Consider the following 22,400-nt stretch of genomic DNA (forward strand, 5'->3'; position numbering starts at 1 on the left):
CTACGAAACCGGATATGGCCGTCGGTGCGCCGGCGGCCATGCGCGGGACAGGTGCTTTTCCTGCCTGAAGGAGATCCATATGGGGGACATGCAATGACTACGCTGAATCGCTTCAAATCATCCGCTGTCGTGCTCGCGACGGTGGCCGGCATCGGTTTCCTGCCGAACGCACCCGTCTATGCGAAGGGGCCGCAGCCGGCCGTCCTGACGAGCTCGGCGGTCGCGGTGGCCGACAAGTACAGCGCGGATGCCGCGGAGCGGATCTTCAAGGAAGGCGGCAACGCGATCGACGCGGCCGTCGCGATCGCGTTCACGCTGGCCGTCACGTATCCGGAAGCCGGCAACATCGGCGGCGGCGGCTTCATGACGATCTACAAGGACGGCAAGCCGTACTTCATCGATTACCGCGAGCGCGCGCCGCTCGCCGCGACGAAGGACATGTACCTCGACAAGGACGGCAACGTCGTCAAGGGCATGAGCCTGTACGGCCCGCGCGCGGTCGGCGTGCCGGGCACGGTCGCGGGCATGTGGGAAGCGCAGAAGCGCTTCGGCAAGCTGAAGTGGAAGCAGGTGCTCGCGCCAGCGATCCACTATGCGCGCGACGGCTTCGTCGTCGACGAGCAACTGGCGCAGCGCGGCGTCGATGCATCGAAGGAGTTCGGCGGCAAGACCAACTTCGACAAGTACTTCTCCGGGCTGAAGGCCGGCGTGAACTTCAAGCAGCCCGATCTCGCCGACGTGCTGACGCGCATCGCGAACGGCGGCGCGGAAGGCTTCTACAAGGGCAAGACGGCCGAGCTGATCGCCGCGTCGATGAAGACCGGCGACGGCAACGGGCTGATCACCACCGAAGATCTCGCGCAGTACCGCGCGGTGTGGCGCGAGCCGGTGCAGGCGAAGTGGAACGGCTATGACGTGATCACCGCGCCGCCGCCGAGCTCCGGCGGCATTGGCCTCGTGCAGTTGCTGAAAATGAAGGCCGACCTGAAGCAGGACTTCGAGGGCGTGAAGCTCAACTCGCCGCAGTACATCCACCTCGTCGCGGAAATCGAGAAGCGCGTGTTCGCCGATCGGGCGCAGTATCTCGGCGATCCCGATTTCTACAAGGTGCCGATCGCGCAGCTGACCGACGACGCGTACATCGCGAAGCGGGCGGCCGAGGTCAACCCGAAGGAGCCGTCGGACACCAAGAGCGTGCAGCCGGGCCTCGGCACGACGATGCCGGAGAAGGCCGAAACGACGCATTTCTCGGTGGTCGACAAGTGGGGCAACGCGGTGTCGAACACGTACACGGTCAACGGCTATTTTGGCTCGGGCGTGATTGCCGACGGCACGGGCATCGTGCTGAACGACGAGATGGACGACTTCTCCGCGAAGCCGGGTGTCGCGAACATGTTCGGCGTGGTCGGCAGCGATGCGAACGCGATCGAACCGAAGAAGCGCCCGCTGTCGTCGATGTCGCCGACGATCATGACGAAGGACGGCAAGGTGTCGCTGGTGATCGGCACGCCGGGCGGCTCGCGCATCTTCACGTCGATCTTCCAGGTGATCAACAACATCTACGACTTCAAGATGCCGTTGAAGGAGGCCGTCGGCGCGATGCGCTTCCATCACCAGCTGCTGCCGCCGAACACGATCTTCTGGGAGCCGTACCACCCGATCGAAGGCGAACTCGCGAAGCAGATCGAGGCGCGCGGCTACACGCTGAAGGGGCAGGATTTCAGCGGCGACATCCAGGTGATCAAGATCGACGGCAAGACGCCGGAGGCGATGGCCGACCCGCGCGGGCGTGGCGTGACGCGGATCATTCGCTGAGGGGAGCCTGTTCCGCGATCGCCGTGGCGGTCGCGCGAACAGTGATTGACGTCGGGTACGAGCGCAGCACGGATGAGACGGTGAGCTCGATCCCAACCGAGCAGACTATGCTGAGAAGGGGATCGGGCGATTTGAATTTCCGGCGCACCGCTGCTGTTCTGCCGGAGCGGAACTTGCGTCGGTCCAGACCGAAGGCGGGAGCGTGGTGTACCGTATCCGGTCTGTACCCCCGCGCAAGTCCCGCAGTCGCGGACGTGCTATTGCCCCAGTCTCGGAATCATCGTGACAGTGGGGGCGACGGTATAGGCAACCGTCATTGCGTCCCCTGACTTGAGATCGATCATTCCGTTTGTCAACCCGCTCGCATAGGCAGTTTGTCCGTTTCGGGAGACATTGATTGACAAAACGGTGCCTCCGGCGATCGACATGCTGACCGCGCTCAGGTTGTTGTTCGTGAACGTCCACGGTGAAGCGCCGACTGTCGGAAAAACGGAATCCATCTGCACATAGGGACTGACAAACCCGTTTTGGGCGAAATTGTCTTCATTCCACGATATGTTGTACCACGAAGCAGCATAAATAAAGTTGCCGACTGCTCGAGGATAATTGACCGGTTGAGCCAGATAATTTCCTCTCAATTTGAGAGATGCTCCTGCCGAGAGTGCTGCGATCGTGATAAGACAGCCAAATGCATTGCGGCAACCGATGTTATCTCCGATATTGCTATTAATATCCGTGGAATGTGAGCAGGAGCCATCCAAATAAATGCCGTCCTTCGCGATACCGGATAGTTGATTGTTCGAAACGATACACTCGCTAGTGGCAGACAGGAAGATTCCGGCGGATGTGCTCAATGAACCTGTTCCGGTGAATGTAATGGATGCGCCGTTTGCAATTCCGCTGCCGGTGAAATTGTTGGACAGCGTGACGGTCGGGCCATTTCCGTTACCGGAGACCGACGTCACGTAAGTGCCGACCGGGATATTCGTTCCGGATACGCCTTGCCCTACCGCACAGCCGCGTGCCGACGGATACGGTGTAAACGTCAGCGTGTTGGTCCCTGCAGCCGCTGCGGCCGAGGTCGTGATCGTTTGAGATGTCGTGCAGACCATCGGCGTAAAGACGATGGATGCACCGCTCGCGACGGTGCCGGTCGTCGCCTTGCTGAGCGTCACCGAGGTCGCCGTCACACCCGTCACGAAGGTGCCGGCCGCGATGTTGGTCCCGCTGACGCTTTGCCCGATCGACACGCCTGTCGTTTCGTTGCCGGGCGACCCGAAACCGTAGTTATCGTTATAGGTGACGCCGGTTGTCGTGGCGAATGTCAACGACGTAGCGGCACTCGCGGTGGAAGCCGTTGTCACGATCGTCGCACCGAACAGGCCGACACCGGAAAAGACCACGATCGCGCCACTCGGCATAGTTGCATTCTGGCTCAACGTGACCGTCGATACACTTGCCGATACGACCGTGCCTATCGCTATGCTCGTCGATCCGTTGAAATACCAGGCCGTCATGCCGACCGCGACACCCGGGACGTTGGCAAAGTTCAACGTCGTCGATGCCGAGGTCGCACTGATCGTCGTCAGCGGGAATCCGTTCTTGTTGTTCGGATCCCAGCCATTGACTATCGTGTTCTGTGAAATGTTGACCAGAATATGGGTGCCTCCGGATGCCCCTAAAAAGATCGGATATCCCGCGGAATTCTTGATCGTGTTGTTGATGATTGAAATGCTCGAGTTGTTGAATCCATTGGCTGTGGTCAAATGCAGCGCCCCGTAAGAATTTGGAGCGTTCGGAAGGTTGGGACGGGCGACGATATCGGATGATACGCCGCACGTATCCAGGATATTGTCGGTTATTTTGATATTGTCGTTGCCGTACGTTTGATAACCGGATTCCGAGGAAATATAAATTCCCGCGCACTGGGAATTATAAATATGGTTTCCAGAAGCGGTTATGTCTTGAGCGCCAACAATGGCAATGCCGCGGGCATATTTGGTCTGATCGATACGATTGTTTGCAATGATGATGCGGCGGGGGCGGGCACGATCGTTCTGATATCCGACAATAGCAAACGCGTCATCGCCGCCATTAATCACTTCATTGTTTATGATCGTAATGTCCGAACTTGCTCCGGTAACATGGAAGCCGTCGTGCCAGACATTGAGCACCGTATTTCCGAATACTTTCCCGTTGACACAGGCACGCATCATGATGGCCTGGCTCGCGGCATTGTTGATCTGGCATCCGGATATCTCAAATTGACTGCACGCTTCCAAATTGATTGGCCCGGCGTTTTCATTGGAGTAGTATCCGGTCGCATTTTTCGAGAAAAACTGCAAATTCTGGATTTTTAAATTGCTGGCGTTTTTCCAGTATATTGCCGAATTTTGGCCCTGCGACGTCGTGCACTGAAGAACCGAATTCCAGCCGGCTCCGATGATCGATGCGGTTGCATTCAGTGTATTGCTGTACAGATAGACGCCGGGGGGGAAATAAAGAGGCGTCCCGGCATTGAATGCCACTTGGAGCGCTGCTGTATCGTCGGTCACGCCGTCGCCCATTACGCCAAACCGTCTTACACTCGTCGGAAGATCAACCAGTTCCTGCAAAAGCGTGCGCGGAATCAGTCCGGTTGCGCTACCTACGATGTAGGTTGCCGGGACTTCTGTCGTCATTGAAATACTCCTTGCTATCGCAATCCGACCACGAAAGTTGGAACGAAGATTATCGAATGATCGACAGCGATGCCGGCCGAATTCGCTGTTCTGGCGGTACGGGGAAATGCGATCCGGAAATGGAGGCTGCCGATTAATCTTCGAAATGTCAGACTCGCCACCCTGTTAATTTGATCAAATGAAAGGGGCGCGAGCAGGACTCATGATACGTCTTGAATTCAAGGTGGGAGTGATTTCTTTGAGAACGGTGCGGAAAACAACATATTGTATTTTTGGTTGGAGCGGACGATTACATTTTATGGCGACTGCTGGTCAAATTAAACGTGCGCCAGCATGGCAATGGATATCCACTGTGATCGTAGGTCGTCGACAGGCATCGAAAATTGCCCGACGCGATCGGTATCCGCGCCGGAATCAAATTCGGCGGATGGGCGCCGGAAGGAAACGCGTCGCGGGGCTTGCTTCGGTGATGACCGGCATTCAAGCAGTGGCCCGGATGAATCCGGCGATCCGCGCCGCGATGGCGTCGGGCGCATCCTCGAAACAGTAATGCCCGACGCCCGCCAGCCGCTCGACGGGCGCGGACGGAAACAGTGCGGTGAAAAGCGGCAGGAAGTGTTCCGCGCCGAGCGTCCGGTCGGCGTCTCCCCAGATCGCGAGCGCGGGTTTGTCGCGTATCGCGCGCAATGCCGCCGCATCGGGCACCTCGAACCGGTGCGCGCCCTCGGCAAACCCGCGGGCCCATCCGATCGCGCCGAGACAGTCCGCCGGTTGCGCGAACGGCGCACCGTATGCGGCGATCCACGTGTCGGTGATGACTGCGTGGTTCTCGAAACCGTTCAGTTTCAGCGTGCTCAGGATGTTGAAGCCGAGCTGCCCAAGCACCGTCTCGAGCGTGTCGTCGGCCGCCGCGCGCATGGTCCACTGGAACCATGGCGCATCGTGACCGTTCGCGGTCAGGCGCTCGACGAGATCGGGCTGGCCGAACGGCGTCGGCCCGTTCGCGGACACGATGCGCCGGATCCGGCCCGGATGCCGCGCGGCGAGCCCCATGCCGACCGGGCCGCCGAAATCGTGCATCACGAGCGTGATGCGATCGAGGTCGAGCGCGAGCACGAAGCGCTCGAGGTTGTCGATATGGTCCTGCAGCCAGTAGCTGCGATCCTGCGGCGTTGCGCTTTTGCCGAAGCCCATGTGATCGGGCACGACGACGCGATGCGTCGGACGCAGCGCCGTCACCAGATGGCGGAACAGGTAACCCCACGTAGGTTCGCCATGCAGGCACAGAACGGTTTCGCCGTCGCGCGGGCCTTCATCCACGTAGTGCATCCGGAAGCCGGACGCATCGTCGAAATGCGGGGCGAAAGGAAAGGTGCCGTCGAACGTGGCATCGGGCCGGATCATCGAACGCTCCTTCGGTAGTCGGATAGTTTGGTTTCAAGTTGAAACTGAATCGAAGCGTAGGACATCGGGTTTCAAGTTGCAACCAGAAAGGAGGGCGGCCGCGATCGACGCATGCTTGGCCCGTAGGTGCGGGATGATGAGCCCGAACGAGGAAATGCCGGAATTTATATGCCGGATGTACGACCTGAAGTGCCAATGAGGCCAGAATCGGCCATGGCGTTCGTTGATCGCGAACAGTCGAGCCTCGCGCGATTGATCTTTCGTGTGACGAGTTTTATATTGCAACCATTCATTTCAACGAGCGTAACCGCCGTTCCGGCCGCATGCCCGGAACGGCATCGCCTCATGCATCGATGAACAGACGAACCACGCACGAAGATTCCCTTTGCGGGGTTGCCCGCCCGCTGGACGCGATCGGCGACTGGTGGTCGCTGCTGATCGTCCGCGACGCGTTCGACGGGTTGCGCCGCTTCGGCGAATTCCAGAAGAACCTCGGGCTGGCCAAGAACATCCTGGCCGCGCGTCTGCGCAACCTGGTCGCGCACGGAATCATGGACATCGTGCCGCCCGCGGACGGCGGCGCGCATCACGAATACGTGCTGACCGAGAAAGGGCGCGGCCTGTTTCCGCTGCTCGTCGCATTGCGGCAGTGGGGCGAGGATTTCTTCTTCGAACCCGACGAGGCGCACGTGCTGCTCGTCGACCGGAAGACCGGGCTGCCCGTCAGGAAGCTCGAGCTGCGTTCGCAGGACGGGCGCGTGCTCGGGCCGGAGGACACGGTCGTGCTGCCGCCGCCGGACTGACGCGCCTGACGCGCCTGACGCACCTGACGCGCGGCGATCGGCGATCGCGTCCGCGTTACCGCTTCAACAGCGCATGCGCGTGCACGATCTGCTCGGCGAGCTGGTTGATCGAGATGCGCCGCTCCATCGCCTGCGAGCGGATCTGCTGATAGGCCTCTTCCTCGCTGATCGCGTTGTGCTGCATCAGCAGCGTCTTCGCTTCCTGCAGCGTGCGCGCGGACATCACGCGCTGTTCCAGCTGCGCGATGCGGCGCCGGTATTCGTCGTGCCGCCGGCTCTGGTGACACGCGAGCGCCATCGCGCTCAACAGGCCGAACGAACGCACCGGCGTCGTTACCGCGCTCTGTGCATCGATGCGCAGCATCAGTTCGAGGATCGTCGGGCTTTCGTAGGTCGTGACGGCGATGAGCGGCGGCCGCGCATCGTCCTCGAGCCACGGGATCGACAGGTGCAGCAGGTCGGGCCGGACCGCGAGGATCACGAGGTCGACGCTCTCCGGCAGCGCGGCGGGCGGCGGCCAGCGCTGCTCGCTCGGGCAACCGATGCGCGAGAGCTGCTCGACGAGCAGCAGGCCGTTGTCGTCATCCGGGTAGTACACCATCACGCGCAGCGAGCGCAGTTCGGCGAGCAGGCGCGGCGTCGAGCGGATCGGGGTGCGGGCGCGCATCGTCGGTTACGCCTTCTGTTCGTCGGGCGCGTGCACGCGGTCGCCGAGCGAATGCGTGACGAGGTACGGATCGGGATGCACGCGCCGCGTCGCTTCGCGCACGATCGTGAAATTGCCGTCGGCCGTCGCGCAGCCGATGCGCGGATAGAGGCACGTGTGCTGCGTGAGGCGGTCGATCTTCACGCGGCCCTGTGGCGCGTCGAATTCCGCGTCCGCGAGATGTTCGACGAGCCGGTCGCGCTGGTCGGTGCCGGCGCGCGCGAGCGCATTGGCGAACAGGTGAACCTGGAAATACGCGGCTTCCCACGGCGCGGAGGCGGTCGCGTCGTCGCCGAAGCGTGCCTTGAGCTGCGCGATGCAGCGCCGGTTCACGTCCGAATCGATGGTCTGGAAGTAGGGCGACGACGTGTAGTGGCCGGCCGCGGCCGCGCCCATCTGGCCCAGCTCGATCTCGGACGTCGTCAGGCTCGCGATCGGCATCCTGCGTGCATCGAGGCCGGCTTGCGCATACGCACGATAGAACGCGGCCGTGCTGTCGCCGACGAGCGTGCTGAACACGAAGTCGGGCGCTTTCGCGCGGATGTCCTCGACGACCGCCGCGAAATCCTGCTCTGACGCGACGAGCGGCATGTAGACCTCGCCGAGGATCTGGCCTTCCGGATGCTGCGTGACGAGGTCGATCATGATGCGGTTCGACTCGTACGGGTAGATGTAGTCGGACCCGACGAGATACACGCGCGCACCGAACTGCGCGGTCATGAACGCGGCGAGCTGCACGCTGTTCTGGTTCGGGGCCGCACCCGTGTAGATCACGTTCGGCGAGAACTCGAAGCCTTCGTAGAGCGTCGGGTAGAACAGCAGCTTGTCCCACTTCTCGACGATCGGAATCAGCGCCTTGCGGCTGCTCGACATGTATCCGCCGAACAGCACGTTCACGCGCTCGGTGGCGATCAGTTCCTCGGCAAGCCGCGCATAGACGGCCGGGTCCGAACAGGCATCGCGCACGACGGGCACGATCTCGCAGCCGTTCGCGCCGCCCGCTTCGTTGATCTCGGCGATCGCCTGCAACGTGCCGCGCAACTGGCTCCGGCCAAGGTGCGACGTGCATCCGCTCTGCGAGAACAATACGCCAACCTTCACACTGTTCATTCGGTCGTTCCTGTCTCTTTCGGGTAGAGCCGTCACGCGGTCAGTCGCCCGGCCGCGTGCGCGACGACGGCCGGCAATGCGTCGCCGTTCGCCGCGTGCACGCAGCGCGGGCCGACGCCAAGTATTGTAGACAACCCGGGCGGCTCGCCGAACGACAGACCGGCAATCGCGACACCTCGCCGCCGGCCCAGGCGTGCCGCGTGACGCGCATCCTCGACGAGGTAGCGCGGGTCGAACACGTCGATGTCGGCGGCTTCGCCATCGCCGATCATCAGCACGGCGGCCCGTGCGCTCGCGGTTTCGCGGCGCAGCAAGGCCAGCGCATGCCGCAGTGCCGCGCCCGTGCGCGTGCTCATCCCGCTGTCGGCCGTGAGCAGCGCCGCGCGGCGGCCGGCGTCGAACGTTTCGCCGAAATCCTTGAAGCGCGCGTAGTACACGCGATGCCGTCCGTCCGACGTGTAGCCGTGCACGGCCCAGCGGCGCCGCTGCCGGTCGAACAGGTCGCCGAGCACGAACGCCGCGCGTTTCTCGAGCGTGGCGACCTGCGCGGCCGTCGACGCCGACAGGTCGAGCAGGATCAGCACGGGCCCGCGCGCGTCGTGCGGCACGCGGCGACGGAACACGCGCGGATCGGGCGCGTGCCCGGCGCGCCGGGCGATGCGTGCGGCGATCGCCGCGTCGACGTCGAGCGCATCGCCGTCGAGCTGGCGGCCCACGCGCCGCAGCAGCTCCGATGCGCGCGCGGCCGGCATTCGCTTTGCCGCGCGCCGGTCGGCGTCGATCAGGGCGGAAAGCGACGGCGGCGGCGCCGACGTGGCGGGCGCGCATTCGACGATCGTCGTCCAGTCGCGTCGTTCGCGCTGCGTGTGGCAATTCCACTCGGGATAGCGCGGCGCGTCGGGTGCGGACGGCGGTGCGTCGTCGCGCTCGTCGCTGTGGCCGCCGGTCGAGGCCGACATCTCGACGCCGTCGTTGCCCGCCTGTTCGGCCGCCGCGGTGGCCGGCTGTGCCCACAGCCACGCATTGTCGTCGCGATAGGGCAGCCATGCGCCGTCGTCGGGTTCGAAGCGCACGCGCATCTGGCCGAGATCGTTCGCGAGCCTCGACGCAATCGTGCGAAACGCACGGTAATCGTCGAGCGTGTCGCGCCGCTCGGCGAACAGCTGCGCGCCCTTGTCGACCCACGGGTTGCCGTCGCGATACGACGGATCGAACAGCGCTTTCGCGAGCCGCGCGCACAGGCAGCCGAACGTGAGCCCTTCGCGGCCGATCGGCGCGAACGCCGGCGCCCAGAACGTTGCGAGCCCCGGCCATTCGCGGGCCAGCAGCGTCTCGACGCGCGCATCCTCGATCACGCCGGCGACGGCTGAACCGATCTGCGTCAGCGTGTCGGCCGGCTCGCCGGACGGCGAGTGCCGCCAGTGGGCCAGCGCGTGCGCGGCCGCCGCGATGCGCGCATCGGGCGGCAACGCACGGGGCACCCGCAGCGCGGCATGGCCGAGCGTCGCGCGCATCGCCGCATCGTCGAGGCGCACGTCGGTCTCGTGCGCGGTCATCCCGTGCAGGAAGCGGGCGAGTGGCAGTGCGCTCATGTCGCGAAGTGCGCGGCGGCCATCGTCTGCAATGCGACACGCGTGTCGGCATCGTCGGTCGCCGCGTCGCTGATCGCGATCCGGCAGGCATCGAGCGGCGCGAGCCCGGCGACGATCAACCGGGCCGCGTGCACGAGCAGACGCGTCGACGCGCCTTCGTCGAGCCCGTTGCCCGCCTGTGCCAGTGCACGCGTGCGCTGCGCGAGGTCGACGAGCCGGCGCGCGGTTTCGCGATCGGCGCCGCTTTCGCGCACGACGACGTCGGCCTCGTGCACGGCATCCGGATAGCCGAAATCGATTGCGACGAAGCGTTGCCGCGTCGACGGCTTCAGCCGCCGGTGCTCGCCGTGATAACCGGGGTTGTACGAGATCACCAGATGGAAATCCGGATGCGCATGTACGACTTCGCCGAGCCGGTCGAGCGGCAGCACGCGCCGCGAATCGGTCAGCGGGTGGATCACGACCGTCGCGTCGGGGCGTGCCTCGACGATCTCGTCGAGATAGCAGATCGCGCCATGCCGCGCCGCGAGCGTGAGCGGCCCGTCGGCCCAGTAGGTGCCGTCGGCGTCGAGCAGGTGGCGGCCCGTCAGGTCGGCGGCCGACGTGTCGTCGTTGCACGCGACCTGGATCAGCGGCAGGCCCATGCGCCACGCCATGTATTCGACGAAACGCGTCTTGCCGCAGCCGGTCGGCCCTTTCAGCAGGACCGGCAGGTGATGGCGGCAGGCCGTCTCGAACCAGTCGGCCTCGGCACCGGCCGGCCGGTAGAACGGCACATCGGCGATGCGGTGCCCGGCGAGCGGATCGGTGGCCAGCGGCGTATCGCGTGCGCTCATTACCACCTCCCCGTCATCATCAGCATGCCGGGCAGCCAGCAGGTGCCGACGCCGATCGCGATCGTGTAGCCGGGCAGGAAGCGCACGGTCCGCTTCAGCCCGAGCGCGACGAAGAACAGGAACCACAGGCTCGACCACAGCAGCCACATCGCCCCGAAACGCGCGTCGCTCGACGTGCCCGCATAGACGAGTGCGCTGATCGCGACGAACAGGCAATACCAGCCGAGGCCGGCGCCTTGCAGCCCGCGCCACTGGACGGCGGCGAGATACAGGTACGTGAACGCGAACAGCAGCCCGCCCGCGCTCGAGAAAAACTGCGGCGGCGCCGATGCCTGCACGAGGCCGGCGAGGTTGATCAGCAGCGCGAGCAGCCCGACGAGCAGGTTCAGGCCGGCCGCGTCGCGCGGTTCGATGCGGCCGGTGAGCGCGACGCCGTTGACGACCAGCACCGCGCCGATGAAGAAGAGAGCGACACCGAGCATGATGAAGGCTCCAGAGTGAGACGGCGCCGTTCGCGCAGGCAGTGCGAACGGCCGGGCGGGGCGCGGGTTCAGCGATGCGCGGGCGCTTCGGACGGAATGCCTTCGATCGGGCATTCGGGCGTGCCGGGTGTCGCGCGTGTCAGGCGTTCGACGGCCTGGCGCGTGCCGTCCGGGTCGTTCACCCAGTTCGCATAGAACTCGAACGGGCATTGCGCGACGCCGTTCGGCGATTCGCCGGAACCGATCTTGCCCGTGTAGCCGCGGTGCAGCAGCTTGTACAAGTGGTTCTGCGACTGCATGTTGCGTCGCGCGTCGCGGATCAGGCTCACCGACAGCTCCGCGTACTGCACGCCGTTCTCTTCCTCGCCGCATTCGCCGAGCGTGCGGCCGTCGAAGCCGACGATCGCCGAGTGGCCGAAATACGAGTACACGCCGTCGAATCCGGACGCATTCGCGACTGCCACGTAGCAGTTGTTCATGAACGCCATCGCTTTCGACACGAGCACCTGCTGGTCCTTCGCCGGGTACATGTAGCCCTGGCAGCGCACGACGAGTTCTGCGCCGCGCATCACGCAGTCGCGCCAGATCTCCGGGTAGTTGCCGTCGTCGCAGATGATCAGGCTGATCTTCAGGCCCTTCGGCCCTTCGGCGACGTATGTGCAGTCGCCCGGATACCAGCCTTCGACCGGCACCCACGGCATGATCTTGCGGTACTTCTGCACGATCTCGCCCTGGTTGTTGATCAGCACGAGCGTGTTGTACGGCGCCTTGTCCGGGTGTTCCTCGTGGCGCTCGCCGGTCAGCGAGAACACGCCCCACACGTTCGCCTTGCGGCACGCGGCCGCGAAGATGTCGGTTTCCTCGCCGGGGATCGTCGATGCGGTGTCGTACATCTCCTTCGCGTCGTACATGATCCCGTGCGTCGAATACTCGGGAAACACGATGAGATCCATGCCGGGCAGGCCGCGCTTGATGCCGACCACGCGCTCCGCGATTTCGCGGGCGTTCGCGATCACGTCGGCGCGCGTGTGCAGGCGCGGCATCTTGTACTGGACGACGGCGACGCCGACGGCGTCGTTGCTGCTGGAAATATCGCCATGACGCATGGTGTGCTCCTGGTTCGGGTGAAGACGTGCGTTTTCGAAAGACAAAAAAAAGCCCTTGCCTCGACGAGCGAGGCAAGGGCTTCTTTGCCGGTCCGTTCATCCGACAACGCTGTCGGATAACGGGAATGCGGATGGGCGGCCCGAAACGGGGCCGGCGAAGCGCGGGCTAGCGGGCGCGCGCTGCGCACGATCGTGGGACGTCTTTGTCCGCCGGATCGATGGGATGCACTCTAGGCAAAGTTTTTTTTGGATGCAACATCGCGTATACCCCTGCACGCGGTGAGGGCGCGGCATGCGTCCGGGATCGTGTATTGCGCCGCGCGATCGAGCGGGGTCGGACGCACGCTTGCGTGAACGACGGCGCGTTGTCGTGCCGCGCCGGCCTCGATGGATCGACCGGCCGGCGCGTCGGCATCGGTCATCAAGGTTGCGTGTGCAACCGTTTTGCGCGAAGCGCGATGCGCGCCGACCCACGCTCAACCACGCTTAACCACGGTCGCTCGCCGCATTGCTTTCGAGAAAGCTGTCCACCGCGATCAACGACTGCTCGTCGAGCGTGCCGAGCACGCTTTTCAGCTTCAGCTGCAGCTTCAGTGCATCGAGATAACTGTCGAACAGCTTCTGCCGGATGCCCGAGATGTCGCGCCGCAGGTTCAGCGTTTCGTACGTCGTGCTGTAGCCGACCTGATGCGCCTTCATCGACGAATCGTATGCGAGCCGTGCGGCCTGCAGCGACTGCTGAAGCGCGCGGATGCGCTTGCCGACCGATTCGAGTGCGGACAGCGCCTCGCGATGATCGGTGCCCAGTTGCTCCTCGACTTCGCGCAGCCGGTTGCGGTACTGCTCGGTCACGTGCTCGGCTTCCACCTGCCGGTAGTACACGCTGCCGCCGGAGAAGATCGGGATCGTCACCTGCACGCCGACCGCGCTCTGATGGAAGTCGGAGCGATCGGTCAGGCCGCGCAGGTTCGGGTTGAGCCCGCGCGAATACGACGCGAACAGGTCGACGGTCGGCAAGTGCTCGGCGCTGACGCGCTTCGCGGCGAGCCGCGCGACCTGGACGTCGCGGTACGCCTGCCGGTACGCGGGGTTGTCCTGCGGCGCGTAGTCGCCCGACGGAATGCGCGGCGACGAGCCGCGCATCGCGAGCCGCGGCCAGCGCGAGAAATCGATCGTCGAACCGAGCAGCGTCTCGTAGCGCGCACGGCGCGCGTCCACGTCGGTTTGCGCGAGGGCTTCGTCGGATTGCGCAAGACTGCGGCGCGCCTCGATTTCGGCCGTGTCGCCGATCGTCTTCATGCCGAGCTGTGCCATGCGTCGCGTATCGCTTTCGAGCCGGGTGAGCGCGTTCACTTCGTCGTCGGCCGACTGCAGTTTCTCGCGCGCGCTCAGCAGGTCGAAGCACGCGTTCGCGACGCGCAGGATCAGGTCCTGCTTCGCGACCTCGAGCTTCTGTTTTGCCGATTCCTCGTACTCGGTCGCGCGCCGCATGTCGTACAGGTAGGGCACGTTGAACAGCGCCTGCGTGACCTGCGCGGAACCGTATGCGGCATTGCTCGATCCGCTGACGTCGATGCCGAACAGGTTCGCGTGCGTGCCGTAGCGTCCCCACTCGAGCTGCGCGGCGGCCTGCGGCAACATCTGCGCGCGTGCTTCGGGGAATTTCTGGCGGGCCGCATCGTATTCGCTGCGCGCCTGCAGGTAGCGCGGATCGTGCACGACCGCGTACTGGTAGGCGGTGTCGAGGCAGAACGCACGCGCGTTCGCCGACATGCCGGCTATCGTTACAGCGAACAATGTCACGGTTGCAAGTCGGGGATTCCACCTAGTCGTAAAACTTGATAGGGAATTACCCGAATTCCGCGTCGCCGATCCGCAATTCGCGCGCCTCGTTTCAAACATGGCCGTCTCCGTCTCCTGCCCGTGCCGCAATGCATTGCGCCGGGATTTAAACGTATTGAAATTGAAATTCAAACAGCGTGAATGCCTGCCATCCGTGGCGCATCGGAAAACGCGCCTGTAAGAGTGTGTCCTCCATTGAATTCCGATGCGCCCGCATGATAGCCTGATTTCGGCTCGTAATCGCAGTGATTATTAGATTAACAAGTCGCTAGGGATTAAAAGCCGTTTGTCTTTCTATGAAGGTTCTTTGCATCATCTTTATTTTTTACGAGGAGAGAATGATGAAGGTCATGACGACGGAACAGGTCAGGAATGTGCATGGCGGCGGTGCGATCAGCTCGCTGGGTAGCCTCGCCGTTGATGCCGCGCCGGTGGTGACCGCGCTCGGCCAGTTCCTGCCGAGCCTCGGCAATTACCTGCAGAACCCGAAGACGTTCAATAACACCGGCAAGTAACCGCCGTGCGCGGGGAGGCGCCCCCCGCGCGAAATGCCGCGAAACAGAAGGAAAAGAATCGATCGCCGAAGTGGCAATAAAGCGAATCCGGAATGCATTATTTCCGGTTCGGGCGATTGTCAGGAGGCGGGAGTGCCGGATTATCTCCGTAATAATGTAAACGGCCATTGAGATTGCAATTGGCTGACGGTGGCGGGCATTCCGACAATATAAAGGCCACAACAAATGCGAGACATCACGGAAGAACAGGCCCGCCAGATTCGCGGCGGCGCGTCGCTTTACTCCAATTCGGCCGCCTATACGGTCGATCTCGTCAACCAGTCGATCGGGACCACGCTGCAGGGCCTGATGACCCAGTACCAGGCCCGCGCCGTCGAACAGTTCCGGATGTCGCTCGGCTCGTCGCGCTGAGCGGCTCGCCAGGCGGCCGGTAACACCGGTCTTCCGTCGCAGCCGGCAGCGTGCCGGCTGTGCCCTTGCGTATCGCGCACGACCCGCCACGGGCCCGCACCGGCAGGCCCGGGCGGCGTGTCGTCGCGCCCCGGGTGCCCGACCATGCTCTTCAATACGCGTAAAGTCCGTCCGGTCCTGCAGGACGAGGTGACGGAGTGCGGCCTGGCCTGCCTCGCGATGATCGCGTCGTGGCACGGGCGCGAAACGACGTTGCGCGCGCTGCGCAACCGCTATCCGGTCCGGATCGATTCCGGGCTGTCGTTCTTCGACCTGATGGAGATCTCGAACGATCTCGGCCTGCGCGCACGCGGGCTGCAGTTTGACGCGGGCGAACTCGACGCGCTCAAGACGCCGTGCATCCTGCACTGGGGGATGAACCACTATGTCGTGCTGACGAAGGTCGGCTACGGCAGCGTGCACATCGTCGATCCCGCGCTCGGCGAAACGAAGCTGCCGCTCGCGCAGGCGCTCACGCACATCACGGGCTACGCGCTCGAACTGAATCCCGATATCGGCTTCACGCGGGCGGGGCGGGCCGACCGGATCCGGCTGCGCGACTACCTCGAAGGGCTGACCGGCATTCGCAAGAGCCTCGCGATCGGCATCGCGGGCGGCGTCGCCGCGCAGCTCCTGCTGCTGCTTGGCCCGTCGTACGTGCAATTGACGATCGACGAGGCGCTGAAGAAGACCGACGTCGACATCCTGTACCTGCTGACGATCCTGTTCGCGATCGTGTTCCTGTTCGACACGCTTTACGCGAACCTCGTCGGCAACATCAAGAGCTACCTGCGCAACATCGTGTCGCAGCAGTTGTCGGCGAACATGGTCGGGCATCTCGCGCGGCTGCCGATCGGTTATTTCCTGTTCCACAACACCGGCGATTCGATCTCGCGCGTGTCGTCGGTGTCGGAGGTCGGGCGGTTTCTCGTCGACGGGCTGGTCGGCGGGCTGCTCAATATCGTCACCTGCACGCTGACGCTCGTGCTGATGCTGTACTACAGCCCGGTGCTGGCCGGCATCAGCCTGGCCGGGATGGTGCTGTTCGCGCTCAGCCGGCTCGCGATCCAGCCGCAGCTGCAGGACGCGATGTCGCAGATCCTCACACGCGGCGCGGAAGCCGACGCACTGCTGATCGAGAACATCCGCTCCGCGCACTCGATCAAGCTGCTGTCGGCCGAAACCGCGCGCAGCAGCCTGTGGGTCAACGCGTTCACGCAGAAGCTGCAGGCGATGCGCCAGCAGGAGCGGCTGCAACTGCTGTTCGATGCGGTGTCGAAGGGGATCGTGCACGTCGAGCAGCTCGTGATCGTCACATACGGCGCGTGGCTCGTCATGCACGGGCAGAGCACGATCGGCGTGATCTACGCGTTCATCCAGTACAAGAACCTGTTCGCGGACAAGTTCATCGATTCGATCCAGCTCTACGTGCGCCGCAAGGTGTTGCAGGTGCACATGGACCGCGTCGCCGACGTGTTGCAGACCGAGACCGAGGAACCCGCGCCGGACGCGGTCGTGCGGCCCGTCGACGGTTTCGACGGCACGCTTTCCATCCGCGCGCTGTCGTACACGCCGAAGGGCGGCAACCGCCCGATCCTGCGCGACATCGCGCTCGACGTGCCGGCCGGCAGCAAGATCGCGATCGTCGGCCGCACCGGCAGCGGCAAGACGACGCTGCTGAACCTGATCTGCGGGCTCGTGCGGCCCGAGCCCGGCACGCTGTTCGTCGGCGGCGTCGATCTCGCGGAAGTGAACCTGCGGCAGTACCGCAAGCATCTCGCGGCCGTCACGCAGTCCGACCAGCTGTTTCGCGGCACGATCCGCGACAACATCACGAACTTCGCGCCCGCGCCGCGCATCGGCGCGATGTTCGACGCGGCGAAGCTCGCGTGCATCCACGACGAGATCGAGCGGCTCGACCATCGCTACGACACGCCGCTCGGCGATACGCAGAAATTCCTGTCGGCCGGGCAGATGCAGCGGCTCCTGATCGCGCGGGCGCTGTATTGCGAGCCGCGCCTGCTGATCCTCGACGAATTCTCGTCGAACCTCGACCAGGCGACGACCCACGAGATCTGCCGCAACGTGCTGACGCTGCCGTGCACGATCGTGCTCGTCACGCACGACGCGTCGATCCTGTCGATGGTCGACCGGATCTACCAGATGCACGACGGCGTATTGACCGACGCGACCGATGCGTGGCGTGCGGCCGAGGAGACACGGTGATGCTCGGGCGACTCTTCCTGCTCAATCCTTTCTCGTATGCGTTCCTGGTGCGGCGCGCGGTGCGGGCCGTCGCGCTGCGCACGTCGCCGGCGCGCGGGCTGCGGCTGATGCGCTGGTGCTCGGGCGCGTGCCTGCGCTGCTTTCCGTGCATTCGCGAGTCGATCGAGCGCGCGGTTGCGTACATGCTGAGCGCGCACCTGAACGACGATCCGCGACGCGTGCGGGATGTGTCGGCGGCGATCGTGCGCGAACTGTTCGAAGCGGAATTCGCGGGGCTCAAGCTGCGCACGCACAGCCTCGAATCGATGAAGTCGATGATCGACGGGATGGCGTGCGAAGGCGACGAGCAGCTGCGGGCGGCACTCGCGCGCGGCGGCCCGCTGATGCTCGCGGGGCTGCACTTCGGCAACCTGATGCTGTTCGTCACGAAGCTGCGCTTCATGATCCCCGACGACCGCAAGCTGATGGTGATCCTGCACCGGGATGCGCCCGGTGCGTTCTTCGACGATGCGCTGCGGCTCGTCGCCGAATACGGCGCCGGCGAAGTCGAGTTCATCGACATCGAGGAGCGCGTGCACCTGCGGCGGCTGATCACGAGCCTGCGGCGCGAGGCGCCCGTGTTCCTGCTGTTCTCCGACCTGCACGGCAAGTTCGGCAAGACCAACCGCTGCCGGCTCGGCGGCCGCTGGGTGCGGATGGCCGGCGGCGGCGTGAAGCTCGCGGTCGAGCAGGGGATTCCGCTGCTCGTCGCGTATGCAACGGGCGTGCCGTTCCGCGATCGCTGCGCGGTCCATTTCACCGAGCTCGCGGACAGCCCGCTCGTGCCGATGCTCGGCGCGGACGACGACGCGTCGCCGGTGCGCGCCACGCACCAGCGCATCGTCGACCGTCTCGAACAGGCGCTCGTGCGGCAGCCCGAGCAGTGGCATTTCTGGGAACACTTCACGCCTTACCTGATGCCGACGCCGCTGCTCGATGCGGCCGCGCGGCGTCGCTCCTGACGAGCCTGCCCCATGCCGACCTGGAACTCCGCCCTCCGAGAACAGAAGCCGTCGCGCAAGCTCGCGCGCGGCACGACCTTCGGCACCGTGATCCACGGCGTCGTCGACGTGCCGGTGTCGATGCGCTTCTTCTGCTACCTGTCGCTCGCGATGTTCGCGATGTTCGTGACCGCACTCGTCGAACTGAGCTACGCGAATACCGAGAGCGTGTCGGGGATGCTGACGCCGCGCTCGGGGCTGATCGGTGTCAGCGCGCCGCCGGGCTGGGCCGTGCGCGACGTCTACGTCGGCAAGGACCAGCACGTGAAGGCCGGCCAGCGGCTGCTGGCGGTGACACGCGACACGAGCTTCGTGAGCCAGGCGAACAACGTGCAGGGGATGCGTGCGGCGCTCGACCGGCAGCGCGTCGAGGTCACGCAGCAGATCGACGCGGCACGCCTCGAATACCGGTCGTCGGTACAGCAGATCAACCAGCAGATCGCCGCGCAGGGCGAGAGCCGCGGGCTGATCGACCGGCAGATCCAGGACCAGAGGCGCATCGTCGACGAGTACGGCGAACGGCGCGCACGCGTGAAGCAGCTGCTCGACGAACAGGTCGTGACGCTCGAGCAGTACAACCAGGTGAACACGCAGTACCTGCAGGCCGGGCAGGCATACCAGGACCTGCTGCTGCGCCGCGCCGAGCTCGCGAAGAACGCGATGAAGCTGCGCGGCGACCTCGACACGATGCAGAGTAAGTACGACGGGGCGAACGCGGAGCTGAAGATCAAGCAAGAGGAGCTGAACGCGAAGGAATACAACATCGACGAGAACGTGAACCAGGTGCTGTACGCGCCGGCCGACGGGCAGATCGTGCGGCTCGACGTCGTGCAGGGCGGCGTGATCGACCCGCCGGGTACGCGCGTCGTCGAGATCCTGCCCGCGAAGGCGGACGGGCTGATCGCCGAGGTCTACATTCCGTCGTCGAAGGCCGGCTTCGTGAAGAAGGGGCAGGAGGTGAAGGTTGCGTACGCAAGCTATCCGGTCGAGAAGTTCGGCACGTATCGCGGCAAGGTGCTGTCGATCTCGCCCGTCGCGTTTTCCGCGAAGGAGCTGAACCTGCCGGGCGATGCCGCCACGCCGCAGACCTACTTCAAGACCTGGGTCGAGCTGGCCGACCGCACGCCGGCGTTCGAAGGGCGGCCGCTGTCGCTGCGGGCCGGGATGATGCTGAAGGCCGACATCGTGCTGGAGCGGCGCAGCCTGCTCGAATGGCTGTTCGAGCCGTTGTACCGGATCCGTCAACGCCTGTTCGGCGTGCCGGCCTGAGCCGATGGCGAGCCGGGACACGTACCGCCGCCGTGCGCGGCCGGGCGCCGTGCGTCCGCTGTCGCGCTGGCTCGGCGCGACGCTGTTCGCGTGCGCGGCCGCCGCGCATGGCGCACCGCAGCCGGACGCGGAGGCCGAACCACGCTGGCAGGCCGGCGCCGACGGGATCGGCTTCTGGCCGGGCGGCGACGCGGACGGGTTCGACGCGAGCGCATGGGCGACCGACGCGGGGCCGGCGCGCGGCAGGCACGGTAGATACGGAGAAGAGGCCGACGGGCCGCAACCCGACGCCGTCCCGTTGACGGCGCGCAAGATCACGCTCGGCCAGAGAACCGGCGGGGCGGGGCGCGCATGCGCGGCAGCGCCCGACGACGGCTCGGACGGCATCGGCTTCGACGACGGCGGTGCCAGTGCCTCCGGTGGCGCCGTTGGCGGCTGCGATCCGGCCGCGCCGCGCGACGCGGCGGCGGGCGACATGCCGGCGCCCGGCGTCGTCCACGCCGACCGGATGCCGTACGAACTGCATCCGGTCGATCCGTCGCGGCTGCCCGATCTGCCTGCCGCCCAGGCGCCGCCGTTGCTGACGCAACTGATGGGCGACGACCGCAACATGGTCGGCCTCGGCTGGCACTTCGTCGGCACGACCGGCCGATCGACGCCCGTGACGACGCACACGGACGCACTCGGGCTGAACAGCTTCCAGAACCAGGGGTCGCAGCTGTCGCTCGGCAACACGAACACGCTGGCGTTCACGCTGACGCATTTTTTCTCGGAGAACTGGGCGGCCGAACTCGGCGCGGGCATTCCGCCGGTACTGACGCTGCGCGGGCACGGCAGCATCGCGCTACCGCTCGACCGGATCTTTTCAGGTGTCCAGGGGCGCTTTCCGCTGATCGATCTCGCGAACACGCAAAGCAACCCGCTCGCGACCACGCGCGCGTGGCTCGGGTCCGTCGTGTTCAAGTATTACCTCGGCGAGCGCGACGACCGTTTCCGCCCGTTCGCGGGCATCGGCGTCAGCTATACGCGCTTCACGAACACGAACCTGAATCCCGTGTTCCAGCGCAAGCTCGCGTCGCTCGGCGGGCTGCTCGCGGCGGGCGCGGACATCGGCAGCCTGCAGTCGCTGCTGCTCGACCCGGCGCTGTTCCAGCGGATCTGGGATGCCGGCGGCGACCTGCTGCTGTCGGGCAAGACCAACGTGTCGGCGAAGGTGAAGAGCGTGTGGGAGCCGGTGTTCACCGTCGGCGCGAGCTACCAGATCACGCGCCGGTTCTGGATCACCGGCATGGTGACCTATATCCCGTTACGTACGAAGATTACGCTGGATATCGACCAGCCGAACCGTCAGCTCGCGTCGAACACGTTCGACATTGCCGCGAACCCCGTGCTGGCGAGTGTGCTGCTCGCGTTCCGCTTCTGACCGGTGCGCCGGCCCTTTTTCATGAATTTGACGCGCGACGCTGGGATAATGTCGGCGTTTGGCTGCGTCAACGATGGAAGGAGGCCCCATGGGCGACAACGATAACCGCACCGAGACCGACAACCGCGCCGATCTCGAATCGATGGAAGCGCGCCAGCGCCGCTTCGAGGAAGACCTGGTCGACGCTTACGACGAAGAACTCGAGATGGAGCTCGACGATCGCCGCTTCGACGACAGCGACGACCTGCTGTTTTCGCAGGAGCGGCGCGAAGCGCGCAAGCAGTATTTCCGCGAGCTGTTCCGCCTGCAGGGCGAACTCGTGAAGCTGCAGGACTGGGTCGTGAGCACGGGGCACCGGCTCGTCGTCATTTTCGAGGGGCGCGACGCGGCCGGCAAGGGCGGCGCGATCAAGCGCATCACGCAGCGGCTGAACCCGCGCGTATGCCGCGTGGCGGCGCTGCCGGCGCCGAACAACCGCGAACGCACGCAGTGGTATTTCCAGCGCTATGTCGCGCATCTGCCGGCCGGCGGCGAAATCGTGCTGTTCGACCGCAGCTGGTACAACCGCGCGGGTGTCGAGCGTGTGATGAACTTCTGTACCGACGACGAATACGAGGAGTTTTTCCGTTCGGTGCCCGAGTTCGAGAAGATGCTCGTGCGCAGCGGGATCCAGATCGTCAAGTACTGGTTCTCGATCACCGACCACGAGCAGGAAGTGCGGTTCCAGAGCCGGATCGAGGATCCGCTCAAGCAATGGAAGCTGAGCCCGATGGATCTCGAGAGCCGCCGCCGCTGGGAAGCCTACACGGCCGCGAAGGAAGAGATGCTGCTTCGCACGCACATTCCGGAAGCGCCGTGGTGGGTCGTGCAGGCGGTCGACAAGAAGCGCGCGCGGCTGAACTGCATTCACCATCTGTTGCAGCAGGTGCCGTATCACGAGGTGCCGCACGCGCCGATCGACCTGCCGCCGCGCGAGCATCACGAGGACTACATCCGTCGGCCGGTGCCGGACGACATGATCGTCCCGGACACTTACTGACCGACCGACTGACCGGCGCCGGGATTCGTCCGGCCACGCGGGGAGCGCGGACGCGTTGCCC

18 protein-coding genes are annotated in these 22,400 nt (G+C 64.8%); 9 read left to right on the forward strand and 9 right to left on the reverse strand.

What is annotated here, in order from left to right:
• The first annotated feature begins 93 nt into the window (after positions 1 to 93).
• Positions 94 to 1,815, forward strand: coding sequence for a gamma-glutamyltransferase (gene ggt / locus FOZ70_RS16730; RefSeq protein ID WP_219706282.1), 1,722 nt, complete (start codon positions 94 to 96; stop codon positions 1,813 to 1,815).
• Positions 1,816 to 2,072: 257 nt separating this feature from the next.
• Here ggt and FOZ70_RS16735 read toward each other — a convergent pair whose 3' ends face one another.
• Positions 2,073 to 4,496, reverse strand: coding sequence for a right-handed parallel beta-helix repeat-containing protein (locus tag FOZ70_RS16735; protein ID WP_219706283.1), 2,424 nt, complete (start codon positions 4,494 to 4,496; stop codon positions 2,073 to 2,075).
• 480 nt (positions 4,497 to 4,976) lie between these two features.
• Positions 4,977 to 5,900: an alpha/beta fold hydrolase gene (locus FOZ70_RS16740; RefSeq protein WP_219706284.1), complete on the reverse strand. Its 924-nt coding sequence runs from the start codon at positions 5,898 to 5,900 to the stop codon at positions 4,977 to 4,979.
• A 353-nt stretch (positions 5,901 to 6,253) separates the two neighbouring features.
• Here FOZ70_RS16740 and FOZ70_RS16745 point away from each other — a divergent pair, with 353 nt between their 5' ends.
• Positions 6,254 to 6,703 (forward strand): helix-turn-helix domain-containing protein, encoded by a 450-nt coding sequence (locus FOZ70_RS16745; RefSeq protein WP_219706285.1) that lies wholly within the window; start codon positions 6,254 to 6,256, stop codon positions 6,701 to 6,703.
• A gap of 55 nt (positions 6,704 to 6,758) precedes the next feature.
• On the opposite strand, the gene FOZ70_RS16750 is transcribed toward FOZ70_RS16745, so the two are convergent.
• The 7 genes from FOZ70_RS16750 to FOZ70_RS16780 form a co-directional block, all read right to left on the reverse strand.
• Positions 6,759 to 7,370 carry an ANTAR domain-containing protein gene (locus FOZ70_RS16750; protein WP_027791381.1) on the reverse strand — a complete coding sequence of 204 codons (612 nt, stop codon included), beginning with the start codon at positions 7,368 to 7,370 and terminating at the stop codon, positions 6,759 to 6,761.
• Between the two features lie 6 nt (positions 7,371 to 7,376).
• Positions 7,377 to 8,519, reverse strand: a complete 1,143-nt coding sequence (locus FOZ70_RS16755) for a transporter substrate-binding domain-containing protein (RefSeq protein WP_021159497.1) — start codon at positions 8,517 to 8,519, stop codon at positions 7,377 to 7,379.
• Between the two features lie 32 nt (positions 8,520 to 8,551).
• The gene (locus tag FOZ70_RS16760; RefSeq protein WP_219706286.1) at positions 8,552 to 10,111 is read right to left on the reverse strand and encodes a nitric oxide reductase activation protein; all 1,560 of its coding nucleotides are present in this window, start codon (positions 10,109 to 10,111) and stop codon (positions 8,552 to 8,554) included.
• On the reverse strand, positions 10,108 to 10,947 hold the full coding sequence (locus FOZ70_RS16765) for a CbbQ/NirQ/NorQ/GpvN family protein (RefSeq protein WP_124587632.1): 840 nt from the start codon (positions 10,945 to 10,947) through the stop codon (positions 10,108 to 10,110). Before FOZ70_RS16765 ends, FOZ70_RS16760 begins: the two co-directional genes overlap by 4 nt.
• Positions 10,947 to 11,429, reverse strand: a complete 483-nt coding sequence (locus FOZ70_RS16770) for an AmiS/UreI family transporter (RefSeq protein WP_021159494.1) — start codon at positions 11,427 to 11,429, stop codon at positions 10,947 to 10,949. Before FOZ70_RS16770 ends, FOZ70_RS16765 begins: the two co-directional genes overlap by 1 nt.
• 68 nt (positions 11,430 to 11,497) lie before the next feature.
• Positions 11,498 to 12,535 (reverse strand): aliphatic amidase, encoded by a 1,038-nt coding sequence (locus FOZ70_RS16775; protein ID WP_021159493.1) that lies wholly within the window; start codon positions 12,533 to 12,535, stop codon positions 11,498 to 11,500.
• Between the two features lie 486 nt (positions 12,536 to 13,021).
• Complete coding sequence (locus FOZ70_RS16780) at positions 13,022 to 14,437, reverse strand: TolC family protein (protein WP_059492351.1); 1,416 nt, start codon at positions 14,435 to 14,437, stop codon at positions 13,022 to 13,024.
• Positions 14,438 to 14,715: 278 nt separating this feature from the next.
• On the opposite strand from FOZ70_RS16780, the gene FOZ70_RS16785 reads away from it, so the two are divergent.
• The 7 genes from FOZ70_RS16785 to ppk2 all read left to right on the forward strand — a co-directional run bounded on the left by FOZ70_RS16785 (position 14,716) and on the right by ppk2 (position 22,339).
• A complete protein-coding gene (locus FOZ70_RS16785) occupies positions 14,716 to 14,892 on the forward strand; it encodes a hypothetical protein (RefSeq protein ID WP_006479216.1) in 177 nt (58 codons plus the stop codon).
• A 225-nt stretch (positions 14,893 to 15,117) separates the two neighbouring features.
• A complete protein-coding gene (locus FOZ70_RS16790) occupies positions 15,118 to 15,303 on the forward strand; it encodes a hypothetical protein (RefSeq protein WP_021159490.1) in 186 nt (61 codons plus the stop codon).
• A 144-nt stretch (positions 15,304 to 15,447) separates the two neighbouring features.
• Entirely contained in the window at positions 15,448 to 17,568 is a 2,121-nt protein-coding gene (locus FOZ70_RS16795) for a peptidase domain-containing ABC transporter (protein ID WP_219706287.1), read from the forward strand.
• Entirely contained in the window at positions 17,565 to 18,569 is a 1,005-nt protein-coding gene (locus FOZ70_RS16800; RefSeq protein WP_219706288.1) for a hypothetical protein, read from the forward strand. Before FOZ70_RS16795 ends, FOZ70_RS16800 begins: the two co-directional genes overlap by 4 nt.
• A 12-nt stretch (positions 18,570 to 18,581) precedes the next feature.
• On the forward strand, positions 18,582 to 19,877 hold the full coding sequence (locus tag FOZ70_RS16805) for an HlyD family efflux transporter periplasmic adaptor subunit (RefSeq protein WP_059492349.1): 1,296 nt from the start codon (positions 18,582 to 18,584) through the stop codon (positions 19,875 to 19,877).
• 4 nt (positions 19,878 to 19,881) lie between these two features.
• Positions 19,882 to 21,300 carry an OmpW family outer membrane protein gene (locus FOZ70_RS16810; RefSeq protein ID WP_219706289.1) on the forward strand — a complete coding sequence of 473 codons (1,419 nt, stop codon included), beginning with the start codon at positions 19,882 to 19,884 and terminating at the stop codon, positions 21,298 to 21,300.
• An 88-nt stretch (positions 21,301 to 21,388) separates the two neighbouring features.
• The gene (gene ppk2, locus FOZ70_RS16815) at positions 21,389 to 22,339 is read left to right on the forward strand and encodes a polyphosphate kinase 2 (RefSeq protein ID WP_021159485.1); all 951 of its coding nucleotides are present in this window, start codon (positions 21,389 to 21,391) and stop codon (positions 22,337 to 22,339) included.
• The last annotated feature ends 61 nt before the right edge of the window (positions 22,340 to 22,400 follow it).

The sequence above is a fragment of the Burkholderia sp. COPS genome, assembly GCF_019425585.1.
GTDB classification, from domain to species: Bacteria; Pseudomonadota; Gammaproteobacteria; order Burkholderiales; family Burkholderiaceae; genus Burkholderia; species Burkholderia cepacia.

Excerpts from the sequence above, each read along its gene's own strand:
- FOZ70_RS16795 (WP_219706287.1), top strand. The coding sequence starts at position 15,448 with ATGCTCTTCAATACGCGTAAAGTCCGTCCGGTCCTGCAGGACGAGGTG.
- FOZ70_RS16750 (WP_027791381.1), bottom strand. The coding sequence starts at position 7,370 with ATGCGCGCCCGCACCCCGATCCGCTCGACGCCGCGCCTGCTCGCCGAA.
- ppk2 (WP_021159485.1), top strand. The coding sequence starts at position 21,389 with ATGGGCGACAACGATAACCGCACCGAGACCGACAACCGCGCCGATCTC.
- FOZ70_RS16775 (WP_021159493.1), bottom strand. The coding sequence starts at position 12,535 with ATGCGTCATGGCGATATTTCCAGCAGCAACGACGCCGTCGGCGTCGCC.
- FOZ70_RS16735 (WP_219706283.1), bottom strand. The coding sequence starts at position 4,496 with ATGACGACAGAAGTCCCGGCAACCTACATCGTAGGTAGCGCAACCGGA.
- FOZ70_RS16805 (WP_059492349.1), top strand. The coding sequence starts at position 18,582 with ATGCCGACCTGGAACTCCGCCCTCCGAGAACAGAAGCCGTCGCGCAAG.
- FOZ70_RS16790 (WP_021159490.1), top strand. The coding sequence starts at position 15,118 with ATGCGAGACATCACGGAAGAACAGGCCCGCCAGATTCGCGGCGGCGCG.
- FOZ70_RS16755 (WP_021159497.1), bottom strand. The coding sequence starts at position 8,519 with ATGAACAGTGTGAAGGTTGGCGTATTGTTCTCGCAGAGCGGATGCACG.
- FOZ70_RS16780 (WP_059492351.1), bottom strand. The coding sequence starts at position 14,437 with ATGTTTGAAACGAGGCGCGCGAATTGCGGATCGGCGACGCGGAATTCG.
- FOZ70_RS16785 (WP_006479216.1), top strand. The coding sequence starts at position 14,716 with ATGATGAAGGTCATGACGACGGAACAGGTCAGGAATGTGCATGGCGGC.
- ggt (WP_219706282.1), top strand. The coding sequence starts at position 94 with ATGACTACGCTGAATCGCTTCAAATCATCCGCTGTCGTGCTCGCGACG.
- FOZ70_RS16745 (WP_219706285.1), top strand. The coding sequence starts at position 6,254 with ATGAACAGACGAACCACGCACGAAGATTCCCTTTGCGGGGTTGCCCGC.
- FOZ70_RS16740 (WP_219706284.1), bottom strand. The coding sequence starts at position 5,900 with ATGATCCGGCCCGATGCCACGTTCGACGGCACCTTTCCTTTCGCCCCG.
- FOZ70_RS16765 (WP_124587632.1), bottom strand. The coding sequence starts at position 10,947 with ATGAGCGCACGCGATACGCCGCTGGCCACCGATCCGCTCGCCGGGCAC.
- FOZ70_RS16770 (WP_021159494.1), bottom strand. The coding sequence starts at position 11,429 with ATGCTCGGTGTCGCTCTCTTCTTCATCGGCGCGGTGCTGGTCGTCAAC.
- FOZ70_RS16760 (WP_219706286.1), bottom strand. The coding sequence starts at position 10,111 with ATGAGCGCACTGCCACTCGCCCGCTTCCTGCACGGGATGACCGCGCAC.
- FOZ70_RS16810 (WP_219706289.1), top strand. The coding sequence starts at position 19,882 with ATGGCGAGCCGGGACACGTACCGCCGCCGTGCGCGGCCGGGCGCCGTG.